Genomic DNA, 16,336 nt, shown 5'->3' on the forward strand with positions numbered 1-16,336 from the left:
GCGGCGCGCGGCCGGCTCGCGGGCAGGCCTCACGGCCGTACACCCGGGACCGGGCGTACGGCGGATCAGGCGTCGGGCTCCCTGGCGGGCGTCGGCTCGGGCGTGGGCGTCGGGCTCGGACGACGGCTCGGCCCACGGCCCGGGCTTCAGCGGGGCCGGCTCAGCGCCCGCCCCGCCCCTTCGCCCGCGCCGGGGTACAGGGCGTCAGACGCCCGCACCCAGCACGGAGTTGATCTGCTGCGGGTCACCGCACACGATCAGCAGCGCACCCGCCCGGGTGAGCGCGACCGGCAGGGAGCCCGCGACGGTGTCGACCGGTCCGCCGTTGGCCGCGAAGACCACGACGGGACGGCCGGCGGCACGCTGGACCTGCGCCGCGTCCGCGTAGAAGACGTCGTCGCCGGCGTCGTGCAGGGCCCAGTAGGCGGCCTCGCCGAAGGACAGCTCGTGGGCGGCCCAGGGGTGCGGGTCGCCGGTGGTGAGCACCAGGATGTCGCCGGGCGCGCGCCCGGTGTCGAGCAGCAGGTCCACGGCCTCTTCGGCCGCGTCCAGCGCGCCCTCGGCGGACGCCGGGATCAGCTGGATCTGCGGCACCGCCGCCGAGACGGACGGTGCGGTGGGGGCGGGGGCTGCGGGGACGGGTCCGGCGGTGGCCTGCGCCGCGCGCTGCGCGGGGGGTGCGGGCCGGGCGGGACCGGGGCGGCCGGGCCGCGGGACTGCGGCGGGACGCGGACCAGGTACGGGGCGGGGGGTCTGCGCGGTACGGCTCGCGGCCGGCGTGACGCGGGGACCCTGGGCACTCTCGTGAATCTGAGGCTCCTCGATGGCGGGGGTGAGAGGCATGAGTTGATGTCTATCAAACACCGGTACGAAACGTACCGGCCGGTGGCACATGGGTGCGATCAGAAATCGAAGCCGAGTTGGCCTCCGTTTTCCATCTCCATCGCCTCTTCGCTGCGGCGCACCTTCTTCAGGTGGCGCCATCGGGGCAGCGCGTCGAGGTACGACCACGAAAGCCGGTGGTAGGGGGTGGGCCCCCGCTCCTCCAGGGCCGCGCGGTGGACGGGCGAGGGGTATCCGGCGTTGGCGGCGAAGGCGAAGTCCTCGATCCCGCCGCCCCGTTCGCCGAGTTCGGCCATCATGCGGTCGCGGCGGACCTTCGCGATGACCGACGCCGCGGAGACGGCGATGCAGGACTGGTCGCCCTTGATCACCGTACGGACCTGCCAGGGCCGGCCGAGATAGTCGTGCTTGCCGTCGAGTATGACCGCGTCGGGCCGCACCGGCAGGGCGCCCAGGGCGCGCTCCGCCGCGAGCCGCAGGGCGGCCGTCATCCCGAGCTCGTCGATCTCCTCGGGCGTGGAGTGCCCCAGCGCGTACGCGGTGACCCAGTCCTCCAGGACGTCGAGCAGGGCGTCGCGTCGCTTGGGGGTGAGCAGTTTGGAGTCGGTGAGCCCGGCGGGCGGCCGGCGCAGGCCCGTGATCGCCGCGCACACGGTGACGGGACCGGCCCAGGCCCCTCGTCCGACTTCGTCGACCCCGGCGATGACCTTGGCGCCGGTGGTTGCACGGAGGGAGCGCTCGACGGTGTGGGTGGGTGCTTCGTACGGCATGGCGCCAGCAAGGGTACGCCGCCCCGGGCCCACTGCACACCCCCGCCCGGGTCCGACGGGCCGGCGAGCGGCCGCGGAGCCCCTCCGACGCCGCCCGCGGCCGCCCCTCCCCGTCTCACACCCTGAGCAGCGGCACCATCACCTCGTCGATCAACGCCGCGATGTCCGCGTCCCCCCATTCGCTCCCGCACACCTTGGCGCGGTACATCAGCATCGCCGGGACGACATCCACGACAAACGGACCAGTGGCGTCCGGTCGCACGTCGCCCCGCTCGATTCCGCGCAGCACAAGCTCCCTGATCAGACGCTGGGCGGGTTCCTGCAGCCCGGACCAGATCACCCCGTGGAAGCGCTCCGCCGTCGCGTGATCGCATTCGTGAAGCACCGACCACAGGGCCCGGCCGGCGCGCGAGTACATGACCTCCCGCGTGCGCACGCACAGCAGGCAGAGGTCCTCGCGGATCGAGCCGGAGTCGGGAATCTCACCGATCCGCGGCAGACCGGAGCGCAACGCGTCGGCCACGAGGTCCGCCTTCGAGGGCCAGCGCCGGTAGAGCGCGGCCTTGCCCGTCTGCGCGCCGGCGGCGACGCCCTCCATGGTGAGTGCGTTCCAGCCGACCGTGCCCAGTTGCTCCAACGCCGCTTCCAGAATCGCCCGTTCGAGTTCGGGACCCCGCCTGCGCCCCGACGCCGCCGATGACCAGCGCGACTCCACCATCTCCCCACCTCCCACCGGCGCGGGACACCGCCGCACACAATTCCAGCCTTAGTGAACGCTTGCGTTCACTAACACCGGGCTCCTACCGTGGGCCCCGTAGTGAACGACGACGTTCACTATTTCACTTTGGGGGGGGGATCCTCAGTGACAAGCTCTCAACTCGCCGCGCCCCGGATACCCGGCGCGGCGCGCCGGGAGGGACGCCCCGGCGTGGCGCTCGCCGTCATCGCCGCCTGCCAGCTCATGGTCGTCCTCGACGCGACCATCGTGAACATCGCGCTCCCGCACATCCAGACCGCACTCGACTTCAGCACCACCGACCTCTCCTGGGTGCTCAGCGCCTACACCCTCACCTTCGGCGGCCTGCTCCTGCTCGGCGGCCGGGCCGGCGACATCCTCGGCCGGCGCCGCGTCTTCCTCGCCGGCATCCTGCTCTTCACCCTGGCCTCCCTCCTCGGCGGCTTCGCCCAGGAGCCGTGGCAGCTGCTCGCCGCCCGTGCGCTCCAGGGCGTCGGCGGCGCGATCGCCTCCCCGACCTCGCTCGCCCTGATCACGACGACCTTCGCCGAAGGGCCCGAGCGGAACCGGGCGTTCGGTGTGTTCGCCGCGGTCTCCGCAGGTGGTGGCGCGATCGGCCTGCTGACGGGCGGCATGCTGACCGAATGGCTCGACTGGCGCTGGGTCCTCTTCGTCAACGTGCCGATCGGCGTGCTGATCGCGGTGCTCACCCCGCTCTACATCAGCGAGTCCGAGCGCCACCCCGGCCGGTTCGACATCGCCGGAGCCCTCACCTCCACCGGCGGCATGGCCTCGCTCGTCTACGGCTTCATCCGCGCCTCCGAGGAGGGCTGGCGCGACCGGCTCACCCTCGGTTCGTTCGCCGCGGCCCTGGTCCTGCTGGCGCTCTTCGTCATCATCGAGTCGCGGGCCCGCGAACCGATCATCCCGCTGCGCATGTTCGCCGACCGCAACCGCACCGGCACGTACGTGATCATGCTGGGCCTCGCCGCGGCGATGTTCGGGATGTTCTTCTTCATCGTCCAGTTCGTACAGAACGTGCTGGGCTTCTCCCCGATCCGGTCGGGCCTGGGCTTCCTGCCCGTCACGGTCGCCATCGTCACCGCCGCCGGTCTGTCGCAGCGCTTCCTGCCGCGCTTCGGCCCCAAGCCCTTCATGGTCCTCGGCTCGGCGCTCACCGGCGCCGGACTGGCCTGGCTGACCCTCCTGCGGACCGACAGCACCTACCTCTCCGGGGTGCTCGGACCGATGCTGCTGTTCGGCTTCGGCATGGGCCTGAACTTCGTGACGCTGACCCTGACGGCCGTCTCGGGGGTGGACCCGAAGGAGGCCGGCGCCGCCTCGGGCCTGCTGAACGCCAGCCAGCAGGTGGGCGGCTCGCTCGGCCTGTCGATCCTGGTCACCGTCTTCGGCACGGCCAGCCGCGAGGAAGCCACCCAGCAGGTCCCCGCCTTCCTGGCCCAGGCGGATCCCGCGGCGGCCGCCGCCTTCCAGCAGACCGGCCGGCTTCCCGACCCCTGGGGGGACCTGGTCCTGGCCCAGGGCATCTCCACCTCGTTCACGGCCGCCGTGGCGATGGCCGGTCTGGCCCTGGCCACCGCCCTGCTGGTGATCCGGGTGCGCCGGAGCGACCTGGACGCCCTGGCCGGCGCCGCCGCGAAGGCCGGCCCGGCCGCCTGACCGGCCGCCCCGCGGACGCGCGGGCCGGGCGCGGGGAGATCCCCGCACCCGGCCCCGTCGGCTTCCGGTGTCACATCCCCTAGTACTCGGTACGGCTGCCGAAGGCGCCCATGCGGGAGCAGACCTCGTACGACGCCGTCACCGGTCGCTCGCGCAGGATCTCCCGGGCCCGGCGTTCGCCCAGGCTCATCGCGTACCAGGGGACGTCGCCGGCCTCGGCCATGTCGTCGTTGATCCCGCGCAGGGCGCAGGAGCGCTGGGGCTCCGGCAGCCGGTCCAGCGCGGGGACGGCGTCCGCCGACAGGGACTGGAAGTAGGCCAGGTCGATCTTCTGGTCCTTCTCGAAGCGGGCCACGTTCCGCTCGGCGACCATCCCGTCCGGGGACAGCAGCCCGAAGGCCAGGACCGCGGCCGCCGCGCTGCCGGCGACCGCGCGGGGCAGCCAGCGCGCGCCGAACACCCCGGCCGCCATGATCAGAACGATGACCAGCCCGAGCCAGAGCTCCATCGCGGCCACCGAGACACGCAGCCTGGTCAAACCGTACGCGTCCACGTAGAGGTCCATGCGGCGCAGCGCGGCCGCGACCACGACGAGCGTCAGCGCGCACAGGATGCCGAGGACCACCCGGACCATGCGGCGGTCCCCGGCCCCGGAGCGCGGCGCCCAGCGCAGGGCGAGCGCGATCACCACGAGGGTGAGCAGGGTGGCCCAGAGCAGTTGCCAGAACCCCTGCCGCGCGTACTCCGCGTAGGTGAGGCCGGTGCTCTCCAGGACCTTGTCGTAGCCGCCGAACAGGACGGCCAGCTGAACGGCGTTGAACCCGGCGAAGAGCAGGTTGAGCACGACGAGCGGAAGGGCCCATTCGACCCGGGAGCGCGGCGTGCCCGGAGTGATCTCGATCCGGTCCCAGCGCAGCGGGGCGGCGGCGGTGCGGGCCACCGCGATCGCGACGGCCGCGCCGAGGACGAAGAGCATGAAGCGGACGGGGCCGTCCTCGACCGACACGTCGGGTATCAGGCCGCCCAGGAGATCGGCGAACGCCGCATCGGCGGAGGCGAACAGCGCGCCGAAGAGCACCAGCAGGCCCACGGCCACGGCGGCCGCCTTGGCGACGGGCAGCCAGCGGTCCTTGCCGATCCCGCCGCGCGAGCGCAGCCCCTTGAGCATCCAGGCCGTGCCGGACACCGCGGAATCGGCGAAGCCTAGCGGGCTGAGGAAGACCCCGGGCCAGCTGCGGCTGCCGTGCAGGGCGAGCGCGCCCAGCAGTACGGCGGCCAGGATCGCGAGGGTGGCCGGCCACGCGGAGTCGCGCAGGGCGGGTACGACGAGGAGCGCGAGGCAGCCGAGCACCCAGACGAGGGTCCACGGCCGGGCGGTACGTCCGGCCGCGCGGGCGGCGACGTACGCGGCGACGGCGGCGGGCACCACGGCGAGCAGCAGGCCGGGGCCCATCCCGTCGGCGAGGAGCAGCGCGGCGGCGAGGCCGGAGGCGAGCACGGCGACGAGGGCCGCGGTCCGCACGGGGGCGGCTTCGGCGGGGCGCACCAGCGTGGCCCAGGAGGGCTTCGCGGGTGGCCTCGGGGACGGCGGTCCCCAGGGACGCGGTTGCATCGGGTGGTGGTGCGGCTGCCAGCCCGGGCTGCCGGCGTGTGCGCCGGGCCGGGGCCGGGTCGCGTCGGCGGGCGGGCTCGCGTCGGCGGGCGGGCTGTCGGCCGCAGCCGAAGACGGGACCGGAGCCGACGACGGGGCCGGGGCCGGGCCCGAGGGCGAATCCCCCGTCGCGGCCTCCGCGTTCGCCGCCGCCTCGGGCCGGGCTTCGTTCGCCCCGCCGGTGTTCTCTGACATCGGGTCCCCTCCCCTGTCGGCCGCCCCGGCGTTCAGATCGGGGCGGCGAGGGGGACAGGGTAGGCAGCGATCACAGTGTTTTGAACAGGATCAAAAGCGTGCTGTGGCAGGACCGTGACAATCGGACGCGGACCGTCGCGCCCGCGGATCGTCGCGCCCGCGGACCACCGGGAGTCAGGCAGCCGTCTCCGGCAGCCAGGCCGGCAGCGCCTCGGTGCGGGCCAGCCACGCGGCCGGCAGCACCGCGTCCCCCCGCGCGCCCAGGACCCCGCCCACGATGGCGCAGGTCGTGTCGACGTCCCCGCCGACCTGTGCGGTGGTCCAGAACGCCCGCTCGTAGTCGTCCAGGGCCCGCGCCGCCGACCACAGGGCGAACGGCACGGTGTCGTGGGCGCTCGTGCGGCGCCCGCAGCCGAGCACCGCCGCGACGGTCGTCGCGTCGCCGTAGTCCAGCATGTCCCGGGCCCGCCGCAGCCCGGCCCCGACCGCGCTGCGGGGCACGAGCGCGATCACTCCGTCGAGCAGGTCGGCCGCCTTCGGCGGGGCGTCGGTACCGGCGGCCAACGCGGCCGCGGCCGCGACGGCCATCGCCCCGCACACGGCCTCGCGGTGCTGGTGGGTCGTGTAGGCGGAGATCTCCGCCTGGTGCGTGGCCTGCTCCGGGTCGTCGGCGTACCAGGCACCGAGTGGTGCGATGCGCATGGCGGCGCCGTTGCCCCACGAGCCCTGCCCGTTGAACAGTTCGGCCGCCAGCGTGCGCCAGTCCTCGCCCTCCCGCACCAGACGCAGCATCCGGTTCACCGCGGGCCCGTAGCCCCGGTCGAAATCGTGGTGCCGGGCGAAGGACATCGCGAGGGCGTCCTGGTCGATCCGCCCGTGTCCGGCGAGCACGGCCACCACCGAGCAGGCCATCTCGGTGTCGTCGGTCCACTGCCAGGTCCGGGTGCCGGTGGGCACCTCGCGCCGCTTGAGCAGCGGGTAGTTCACGGGGACGAAGTACTGGGAGCCGAGGGCATCACCCAGCGCCAGCCCGCGGAGGCTGGCCATGGCGCGCGCGTAGCGCCGTTCGGGAGTGGAGTCAGGCGTCATCGCGGGTCACTCTAGCCGTCCAGGTCATAAGGCTCCGGTGTGGTCCACCGCTCAAACGGGCGGTCCATCCGGTACCGGCCGTCGGGACCCAGCAGGAGCATCCGGAAATCACCGTTCCCCGGATTGGACAGGGCCTCGAATTCGGCCACCGACCAGTGGAACCAGCGCATGCAGAACAGCCGCATCGTCAGTCCGTGCGTCACCAGCAGCACGTTCTGCGGATGGTCCGGGGCTTCGAAGCTGCGGTAGAGGCTTTCCAGGAAGGATCCGACCCGGTCGTACACGTCGGCCCCGGACTCGCCCTGCGCGAAGCGGTAGAAGAAGTGCCCGTAGGCGTCCCGGTAGGCCTTCTGGAGCTTGACGTCCGCCCGGTCCTGCCAGTTCCCCCAGTCCTGCTCGCGCAGTCGCGGCTCCTCCCGCATCCGGACCCGGGTGGGATCGAGCCCGAGTTCGCGGAAGGTCTGGAGGGTCCGGCGGTACGGGGAGACGTAGGCGCTGATGGTCTCGTTGCCGAAGATCTCGCGCAGCCGGACGCCCGCCGCCGCGGCCTGCTCACGGCCGTTCCGGGTCAGCCGCAGGGCGTGGTCGGGTTCCCTCTCGTACACCGAGTCGTCGGCGTTTCCCTCCGATTCCCCGTGTCGGACAAGGACGATGCGCCGTGGTCGAACCATCCCACGACCCTATTCGGCCACGACCGGGCCGGCCGACCGGGCACGCCGGTCGGCCTGGCGATCGTCATACGGTCACACCGTCCAGGACGGTTCGAGGTCGACGACGTCCCCGGTGAGGGCCTCCACGTCCGCCTGGATCTGGGCGCGCAGGGACAGCCGCTCGACCCGTTCCTGCCGGTACTTGCCGTGCTCGGCGGCGGCGTGCCACATGGAGAGCACCAGGAACTCCCGGCCGGGGGCCTCTCCGAAGAGGCCCCGGATCATCCCGGGCGACCCCGCCATGGCCGGGTTCCACACCTTCTCCTGCATGAGGGCGAAGTGGTCGACCCGGCCCTCGCGCACCCGGGTGTGGGCGACCCGGACCACGTCGGCGTCGGTGAAGCGCGGCTCGAAGCCGGTCTTCACGTCGAAGCGGTGGTCGAAGAGGGTCACCCGCAGGTCGGTGTAGGTGCCGTGCTGGGCGGCGGCCAGTCTGTCGTGGGAGCGTGCCATGAAGGAGTCGTAGAAGGACCGGCTCTCCCAGAACGCGAAGACGTGCGCGACCCCCTGCCGGCCCCTGCTCCAGCCGCCGCCCTGCCCCCGGAAGCCCGGCTCGCCCGGCAGCCCCGCCCATTTTCGCTGCCCGCGCTCGAACCCGCGTCGGTCCGTCACCGTGCAGCGAATCCACTTGACCAGCACGGCGCCATCGTACGGGCCGGGACGCGGCCCCGGTCAGTCCTCGGCGCGGTACATCCCCACCAGTTCCGCCGCGTCCCGATCGGGCAGCCGAAGACCGAACTCCCGGTCGAGCACGACGAGCAGTTCGTCCGGTTCGACGAGGCGCGTCCCGGTCTTCCCGTCGGGGTGCAGGGTGGTCAGCTCCCGCCCGACGAGCGCCCGGCGGACGTCGTCGCCGGGGCGCTGGACGATCAGCCTCCCGACGAAGGAGGAGCGGGGGTGACCCGAGCTGTAGTGGTTGAGCACGACGTAGTCGACGGGGTGGTAGTGCTGTGGGGAGAAGGCGTAGAGGTCCCGCCAGGTCTCCCCGCGCCGCAGGCACAGCGCGAGGACCCCGGCCGCCTCCTCGCGGATGCGGTACGTCCACTTCCCCTGTTCCACCTCGGCACCGGGGCACGCCAGTGGAACCGGCTCGCGCGGCCCCTGGTGGCCGAAGCCGGCGTCGCACAGCCATTCCTCACCGTCGACGGTCACGACGAGGACCGCATGGGTCACCGCGAGCAGCGCGTCCCCGCGGGTGCGGTTGCGGGCTCCGCGCCCGGTGACCTCGAAGCCGATCCGCTCCAGGGCGGCGGCCAGCAGCGAGTTCTGCTCGTAGCAGTAGCCGCCGCGGCGGCCGTGCACGAGCTTCGCCTCGATCGACGGAACGTCCAGCGCGACGGGGCGGCCGAGCAGGACGTCCAAGCTCTCGAAGGTGATGGCGGCGGTGTGGGCCCGGTGCACTGCGTACAACGTGGGGAGGTCGGGCCGGAGTTCCCCCATCCCGGAACCGTCTCCGAGCCCGATCCGCGTCAGGTACGCGTCCAGGTCCAGCTCTTCACCGCTCCACATGGTCCCCGTTCCCCCTTGTTCCCCGCCGCCGTCCGGCGTCGCACGCCCGAGGAAATCCCGGGCCGGGGCACGTGCGCGCCCCGCACAATGATCGCCATGACCGCCCTGCGGCCAACCTGCTTTTCGCCCGCCCGCCGCATCCCCACCGACCGCCGACGCGCGAAGGGGACCGGCCACGGGCCGGTCCCCTTCGTGGACCACGGTCAGTCACGGCGCGTCGGCGCCGCTGTGCCGGGTATCAGCTGCAGCCGCTGGTGGAGCCGCAGCCCTCGCAGATGTAGCAGGAGCCGGCGCGCTGCATCTTGGTGCCGCAGGAGAAGCAGAGCGGGGCGTCGGCGGAGACGCCGAGCTGCATCTCGACCAGTTCGGCGCTGCTGTGGGCCGTCTTGCGCTCCGGGGCCGGGACGGCGACCGGGGCCGGCTTCGGGGCGGACGGCACCGCGGCGAGCGGGGCGGACTGGGCCAGCGTCTCGGTGTCCAGCTCCTCCTCGAGCGGCTCGTAGGAGCCGGTCTCCAGGTGGCGCTGACGCTCCTCGGCCGTGTGGATGCCGAGGGCCGAGCGGGTCTCGAAGGGCAGGAAGTCCAGCGCCAGGCGGCGGAAGATGTAGTCGACGATCGACTGCGCCATCCGCACGTCCGGGTCGTCCGTCATACCGGCCGGCTCGAAGCGCATGTTCGTGAACTTCGAGACGTAGGTCTCCAGCGGAACGCCGTACTGGAGGCCGACGGAGACGGCGATGGAGAAGGCGTCCATCATGCCCGCGAGGGTCGAGCCCTGCTTGGACATCTTCAGGAAGACCTCGCCCAGACCGTCGTCCGGGTAGGAGTTCGCGGTCATGTAGCCCTCGGCGCCGCCCACCGTGAAGGAGGTGGTGATGCCCGGGCGGCCCTTCGGGAGGCGCTTGCGGACGGGGCGGTACTCGATGACCTTCTCGACGGCGGCGCGGATGGTCTCCTCCGTCTTGGCGGTGACCTCCTCCTTCTCCTCCTCCTTCTTCTTGGCGGAGAGGGGCTGGCCGACCTTGCAGTTGTCGCGGTAGATCGCGAGCGCCTTGACGCCGAGCTTCCACGCCTCGAAGTAGATCTCCTCGATCTCCTCGACGGTCGCCGACTCCGGCATGTTGACCGTCTTCGAGATCGCGCCGGAGATCCAGGGCTGGATCGCGGCCATCATCCGGACGTGGCCCATCGCGGAGATGGAGCGCTCGCCCATGGCGCAGTCGAAGACCTCGTAGTGCTCGGTCTTCAGGCCCGGGGCGTCGACGACCACACCGTGCTCGGCGATGTGGGCGACGATCGCCTCGACCTGCTCCTCCTGGTAGCCCAGGCGGCGCAGGGCCTGCGGGACGGTGCCGTTGACGATCTGCATCGAGCCGCCGCCGACGAGCTTCTTGAACTTGACCAGGGCCAGGTCCGGCTCGACACCGGTGGTGTCGCAGGACATCGCGAGGCCGATGGTGCCGGTGGGCGCGAGGACGGAGGCCTGGGAGTTGCGGAAGCCGTTCTTCTCGCCGAGGCGCAGGACGTCCTGCCAGGCCTCGGTGGCCGCGGCCCAGATCGAGTTGTCCAGGTCGTCGGTGCGCGGCGCGACGGCGTTGGCGTCGGCGTGCTGCTTCATGACGCGCTTGTGCGCCTCGGCGTTGCGGGCGTAGCCGTCGTACGGGCCGACGATGGCGGCCAGCTCGGCGGAGCGCTTGTAGGCGGTACCGGTCATCAGCGAGGTGATCGAGGCGGCGAGGGTGCGGCCGCCGTCCGAGTCGTACGCGTGGCCGGTGGCCATGAGCAGGGCGCCGAGGTTGGCGTAGCCGATGCCCAGCTGGCGGAAGGCCCGGGTGTTCTCGCCGATCTTCTGCGTCGGGAAGTCCGCGAAGCAGATCGAGATGTCCATCGCGGTGATGACGAGCTCGACGACCTTGGCGAAGCGCTCGGCGTCGAAGGACTGGTCGCCCTTGCCGTCGTCGTTCAGGAACTTCATCAGGTTCAGCGAGGCGAGGTTGCAGGACGTGTTGTCCAGGTGCATGTACTCGCTGCAGGGGTTGGACGCGGTGATGCGGCCGGACTCGGGGCAGGTGTGCCAGTTGTTGATCACACCGTCGTACTGGATGCCCGGGTCGGCACAGGCCCACGCGGCCTCGGCGAGCTTGCGGAAGAGCGCCTTGGCGTCGACCTTCTCGATGACCTCGCCGGTCATGCGGGCCCGCAGGCCGAATTCGGTGCCGTTCTCGACGGCCGTCATGAACTCGTCGTTCACGCGGACGGAGTTGTTGGCGTTCTGGTACTGGACGGAGGTGATGTCGTCGCCGCCCAGGTCCATGTCGAAGCCCGCGTCGCGCAGGGCGCGGATCTTCTCCTCCTCCTTCACCTTGGTCTCGATGAAGGCCTCGACGTCCGGGTGGTCCACGTCCAGGACGACCATCTTGGCCGCGCGGCGGGTGGCGCCGCCCGACTTGATCGTTCCGGCGGACGCGTCGGCGCCGCGCATGAAGGAGACCGGGCCGGAGGCGTTGCCGCCGGAGGAGAGGAGTTCCTTGGAGGAGCGGATGCGGGAGAGGTTCAGGCCGGCGCCGGAGCCGCCCTTGAAGATCATGCCCTCTTCCTTGTACCAGTCGAGGATGGACTCCATGGAGTCGTCGACGGACAGGATGAAGCAGGCGGAGACCTGCTGCGGCTGCGGCGTACCGACGTTGAACCACACCGGGGAGTTGAAGCTGAAGATCTGGTGCAGGAGGGCGTAGGTCAGCTCGTGCTCGAAGATCTCCGCGTCGGCGGGCGACGAGAAGTAGTCGTGGTCCTCGCCGGCCTTCGTGTAGGTCTTCACGATCCGGTCGATCAGCTGCTTCAGACCGGTCTCGCGCTGCGGGGTGCCGACCGCGCCACGGAAGTACTTGCTGGTGACGATGTTGACCGCGTTCACCGACCAGAAGTCGGGGAACTCGACGCCGCGCTGCTCGAAGTTGACCGAGCCGTCGCGCCAGTTGGTCATGACGACGTCACGAAGCTCCCAGTTCACCTCGTCGTACGGGTGCACGCCGGGGGTGGTGTGGATGCGCTCGATCCGCAGGCCGCCCTTGGCGGCCTTGGTCCCCTTGGCGCGGGAACCACGTGCCGAGCTGCTCGCCGTCTCTGTCATGCCGCTGCCTCCCATATGCGGGCAAAAACGCCCTAAAGTGCCAGCGATATTCCGCGGCACAGTGCTGTGTCTCTGTATCTACGTCTCTTCGCACGGCCGACCGGCCGCGACCCGGTGCCCGAGCACCGCGCCGCGGGCAGCCCGGTCAGTCGGCGGCGGAGGCGGGCACGGGGACCGGAGCGGTCCCGCCCTGCTCGCACTCTTCGGGGTGAGGCCGCGGCACGCGGAGCTCCGCGATGGCGGTCTCGAAGTCTTCGAGGGTGTCGAACGCTTTGTAAACGGACGCGAAGCGCAGGTACGCGACCAGATCGAGTTCCTGCAAGGGGCCGAGTATGGCCAGACCCACGTCGTGGGTGGTCAGCTCGGCGCTCCCGGTGGCGCGCACCGCCTCCTCGACCCGCTGGCCGAGCTTGGCGAGGGCGTCCTCGGTGACCGGCCGCCCCTGGCACGCCTTGCGCACGCCGGAGATGACCTTGGTACGGCTGAAGGGTTCGGTCACCCCGCTGCGCTTGATCACCATCAGCGAGGCCGTCTCCACCGTCGTGAAGCGACGGGAGCAGTCGGGGCACTGACGGCGCCGACGGATCGACGTGCCGTCGTCCGTGGTGCGGCTGTCGACGACGCGGCTGTCGGGGTGCCTGCAGAAGGGGCAGTGCATGGTTCCCTCACCCTCCTTCTCGGCACGACTGAATCACCCCACGGAGCCCCTGAACGACAAAGTCGCGCTCTGTCGGGGGCTCGCGGAGCAGCCACCAGCATATGCGATCCCGGGAGCCTCAGCGGACCCAGGGACCACAACTTCTAGGCGGCCGCGCTCATCCAACCACTAGATCTTGGGTTGCGGCGGATTTGGACACCTCTGCGTGTCGCGGCGTCCGATACCCGGATACGAGGGCCTCGGGTGCCACACTGGGCCACGGCCCGACGGCGGCGTCACGACCGGGAAGGGTACCGTAAGCACCGGGACACGGACCGAACCCGCGTTCGTCGATCCGATCGCCCATACACCTCGCGATTCACCCACGCAGGGCGATCTGCGATTTTTCACTCGAACGTGTGTTTGGCGCAACCTTTCGAAAGCAACTACCGTTGTCCAGCTAGGGAGAACATTTCGAGAGGGGCCGACCGACGTGACCACCACCGCAGACAGTGCCGCCATCACTACCCAGAACCGCTCCCAGAGCCGACTCGATCCGGTGCATGCCATGAACGACGCAAACCTGAACCCGGACGCGGAGGCCGCAGTGCGCCCCGCACGCTCGCTGCCAGGTCGACCTCCAGGCATCCGCGCCGACAGCTCCGGGCTCACGGACCGGCAGCGGAGGGTCATCGAGGTCATTCGCGACTCCGTGCAGCGCCGGGGTTACCCGCCGTCGATGCGGGAGATCGGCCAGGCCGTGGGTCTGTCCAGCACGTCGTCGGTGGCACACCAGCTGATGGCCCTGGAGCGCAAGGGCTTCCTGCGCCGCGACCCGCACCGGCCCAGGGCCTACGAGGTCCGCGGCTCGGACCAGCCCAGCTCGCAGCCCACCGACACGACCGGGAAGCCCGCCGCCTCCTACGTCCCCCTGGTCGGCCGGATCGCAGCCGGCGGCCCCATCCTCGCCGAGGAGTCGGTCGAGGACGTGTTCCCGCTCCCCCGGCAGCTCGTCGGGGACGGTGAGCTCTTCGTGCTCAAGGTCGTCGGCGACTCGATGATCGAAGCCGCGATCTGCGACGGCGACTGGGTCACCGTCCGCCGCCAGCCCGTCGCCGAGAACGGCGACATCGTCGCCGCGATGCTCGACGGCGAAGCCACCGTCAAGCGCTTCAAGCGCGAGGACGGCCACGTCTGGCTCCTCCCGCACAACGCCGCCTACCAGCCGATCCCCGGCGACGAGGCGACCATCCTCGGCAAGGTCGTCGCCGTGCTGCGCCGCGTCTGACCCCGCCCCTCCCTAGCCAGCCCCCGGGACCCACTGCGCCGGTCCCGGGGGTTGTTTCGTTCCCCGCGGCGCCCTGCGCCGCCGCTCCCGCGCACGTCGCGGGGGCTACTTGTCGTCGGCCCGGGCGGCAGCGTCGATCGCGGCGAGCGAGCGGCGGACCTGGTTGCGGTCGTTGGTGTACCAGAAGTCCGGCAGCGTGGCCCGCAGGAAGCTCCCGTACCGGGCCGTGGCCAGGCGGGGGTCGAGGACCGCCACGACACCCCGGTCACCCGTGGCCCGTACGAGCCGGCCCGCGCCCTGCGCCATCAGCAGAGCGGCGTGCGTGGCGGCGACGGCCATGAAGCCGTTCCCGCCGTGCTCCTCCACCGACTTCTGGCGCGCGCTCATCAGCGGGTCGTCCGGGCGCGGGAAGGGGATCCGGTCCATGACGACCAGCTGGCAGCTGGGGCCGGGCACGTCCACGCCCTGCCAGAGGGACAGCGTCCCGAACAGGCAGGTCTTCGGGTCGGCGGCGAAGGCCTTGATCAGTTCGCCGAGCGTCTCCTCGCCCTGGAGCAGGACCGGGTGGTCGATCCGGCCGCGCAGCTCCTCGGCGGCCGCCTTGGCGCCGCGCATGGAGGAGAACAGCCCGAGGGTACGGCCGCCCGCCGCCTCGATCAGTTCGGCGAGCTCGTCCATCATGTCGCCGCGGGTGCCCTCACGGCCCGGCGTGGCCAGGTGCTTGGCGACGTAGAGGATGCCCTGCTTCGGGTAGTCGAAGGGCGAACCGACGTCCAGGCCCTTCCACTGGGGCACGTCGTCCCCCTCGACGCCCTCCGGGGAGAGTCCCATGGACGCGGCGACGCCGTTGAAGTCGCCGCCGATCTTCAGGGTGGCCGAGGTAAGGACCACCGAACGGTCCTCGAAGAGCTTCTCGCGCAGCAGCCCGGACACCGACAGCGGCGCGACCCGGAGGGTGGCGCCGAAGCGGTCGTGGCGCTCGTACCAGACGACGTCGTACTCGGAGCCGTTCGTGATCCGCTCCGCCACCCCGTGGATGCTCTCCACCGCCGCCAGGGCCTGCTTGCGGACCGCGTCCTCGTCGTGGACGGACTTGTCGCGGGTCGCGCCGATCGCCGAGATCACGTTGCGCGCGGCGTCCCGCAGGGACATCAGGGCGTAGCCCAGGTCCTCGGGCACCTGCTCCAGGCGGCCCGGGAGCGCCAGCTCCATGACGCGCTCGAAGGACTCGGACGCGGTCTGCAGGGCGTCCGCGGTCTTCTCGTCGACCAGCTTGGCGGCACGCTTGACCGCCCGGTTGACCTGCCCGGGGGTGAGTTCACCGGTGGCGACGCCCGTCACCCGGGAGACCAGCTCGTGGGCCTCGTCCACGATGAGCACCTCGTGCTGCGGGAGCACCGGCGCGCCCTCGATGGCGTCGATGGCCAGCAGGGCGTGGTTGGTGACGACCACGTCCGCGAGCTTGGCCCGCTCACGCGCGGCCTCGGCGAAGCACTCCGCACCGTACGCGCACTTCGTCGCGCCCAGGCACTCCCGGGAGGAGACGGAGATCTGCGACCAGGCCTTGTCCGACACACCCGGTGTCAGGTCGTCGCGGTCGCCGGTCTCGGTCTCGTCTGCCCAGTCGCGCAGGCGCAGCAGGTCCTGGCCAAGCTTGCTCGTCGGGGCGGCCGCCTCGAACTGGTCGAAGAGGCCCTCCTCCTCGTCCTGCGGGGCGCCCTCGTGCAGACGGTGCAGGCACAGGTAGTTCGACCGGCCCTTGAGCATGGCGAACTGCGGCCGGCGGCGCAGCTGCGGATGCAGTGCGTCCACCGTCCGGGGCAGGTCACGCTCGACGAGCTGCCGCTGGAGGGCGAGGGTGGCGGTGGCCACGACCACCCGCTCGCCGTGGGCGAGGGCCGGCACGAGGTAGCCGAGGGACTTACCGGTGCCGGTACCCGCCTGGATGAGCCGGTGGGAGTTCTCGTCGATCGCTTCGGCGACGGCTTCGGCCATGGCCACCTGGCCGGGGCGCTCCGTGCCGCCGACGGCGGAGACGGCGGCGTGCAGCAGGTCGGGGAGGGAGGGCTTCGTCATAGCACTGCCAACCCTACGGGGC

Annotated in this window: 13 protein-coding genes; 2 read left to right on the forward strand and 11 right to left on the reverse strand. The window is 71.6% G+C overall.

Features of this window, described 5'->3' with window-relative positions:
* Positions 1–204: 204 nt before the first annotated feature.
* From AC2RP6_RS12420 to AC2RP6_RS12430, 3 genes are all read right to left on the reverse strand, one after another.
* On the reverse strand, positions 205–843 hold the full coding sequence (locus AC2RP6_RS12420; protein WP_486446295.1) for a hypothetical protein: 639 nt from the start codon (positions 841–843) through the stop codon (positions 205–207).
* Positions 844–902: 59 nt separating this feature from the next.
* Positions 903–1,613 carry a ribonuclease HII gene (locus AC2RP6_RS12425; RefSeq protein WP_486446296.1) on the reverse strand — a complete coding sequence of 237 codons (711 nt, stop codon included), beginning with the start codon at positions 1,611–1,613 and terminating at the stop codon, positions 903–905.
* A 115-nt stretch (positions 1,614–1,728) separates the two neighbouring features.
* Positions 1,729–2,331: a TetR/AcrR family transcriptional regulator gene (locus AC2RP6_RS12430; RefSeq protein WP_486446297.1), complete on the reverse strand. Its 603-nt coding sequence runs from the start codon at positions 2,329–2,331 to the stop codon at positions 1,729–1,731.
* A gap of 144 nt (positions 2,332–2,475) precedes the next feature.
* Here AC2RP6_RS12430 and AC2RP6_RS12435 point away from each other — a divergent pair, with 144 nt between their 5' ends.
* A complete protein-coding gene (locus tag AC2RP6_RS12435; RefSeq protein WP_486446298.1) occupies positions 2,476–4,029 on the forward strand; it encodes an MFS transporter in 1,554 nt (517 codons plus the stop codon).
* 79 nt (positions 4,030–4,108) lie between these two features.
* Here AC2RP6_RS12435 and AC2RP6_RS12440 read toward each other — a convergent pair whose 3' ends face one another.
* The 7 genes from AC2RP6_RS12440 to nrdR form a co-directional block, all read right to left on the reverse strand.
* Entirely contained in the window at positions 4,109–5,875 is a 1,767-nt protein-coding gene (locus AC2RP6_RS12440) for a DUF4153 domain-containing protein (protein ID WP_486446299.1), read from the reverse strand.
* 174 nt (positions 5,876–6,049) lie between these two features.
* Entirely contained in the window at positions 6,050–6,964 is a 915-nt protein-coding gene (locus AC2RP6_RS12445; RefSeq protein ID WP_486446300.1) for an ADP-ribosylglycohydrolase family protein, read from the reverse strand.
* Between the two features lie 11 nt (positions 6,965–6,975).
* Entirely contained in the window at positions 6,976–7,635 is a 660-nt protein-coding gene (locus AC2RP6_RS12450) for a histidine phosphatase family protein (protein WP_486446301.1), read from the reverse strand.
* A gap of 72 nt (positions 7,636–7,707) precedes the next feature.
* Positions 7,708–8,313, reverse strand: coding sequence for a YdbC family protein (locus AC2RP6_RS12455; RefSeq protein WP_030650343.1), 606 nt, complete (start codon positions 8,311–8,313; stop codon positions 7,708–7,710).
* 33 nt (positions 8,314–8,346) lie between these two features.
* Positions 8,347–9,183 (reverse strand): arylamine N-acetyltransferase family protein, encoded by an 837-nt coding sequence (locus AC2RP6_RS12460; protein ID WP_486446302.1) that lies wholly within the window; start codon positions 9,181–9,183, stop codon positions 8,347–8,349.
* Positions 9,184–9,421: 238 nt separating this feature from the next.
* Positions 9,422–12,313: a vitamin B12-dependent ribonucleotide reductase gene (locus AC2RP6_RS12465; RefSeq protein WP_486446303.1), complete on the reverse strand. Its 2,892-nt coding sequence runs from the start codon at positions 12,311–12,313 to the stop codon at positions 9,422–9,424.
* A gap of 145 nt (positions 12,314–12,458) precedes the next feature.
* Positions 12,459–12,971 (reverse strand): transcriptional regulator NrdR, encoded by a 513-nt coding sequence (gene nrdR, locus AC2RP6_RS12470; RefSeq protein ID WP_486446304.1) that lies wholly within the window; start codon positions 12,969–12,971, stop codon positions 12,459–12,461.
* 472 nt (positions 12,972–13,443) lie between these two features.
* On the opposite strand from nrdR, the gene lexA reads away from it, so the two are divergent.
* A complete protein-coding gene (gene lexA, locus AC2RP6_RS12475) occupies positions 13,444–14,238 on the forward strand; it encodes a transcriptional repressor LexA (RefSeq protein WP_486446305.1) in 795 nt (264 codons plus the stop codon).
* 105 nt (positions 14,239–14,343) lie between these two features.
* Here lexA and AC2RP6_RS12480 read toward each other — a convergent pair whose 3' ends face one another.
* Entirely contained in the window at positions 14,344–16,314 is a 1,971-nt protein-coding gene (locus AC2RP6_RS12480) for an ATP-dependent DNA helicase (protein WP_486446306.1), read from the reverse strand.
* Positions 16,315–16,336 lie beyond the last annotated feature (22 nt).

Source organism: Streptomyces sp. WAC03905 (assembly GCF_057371075.1).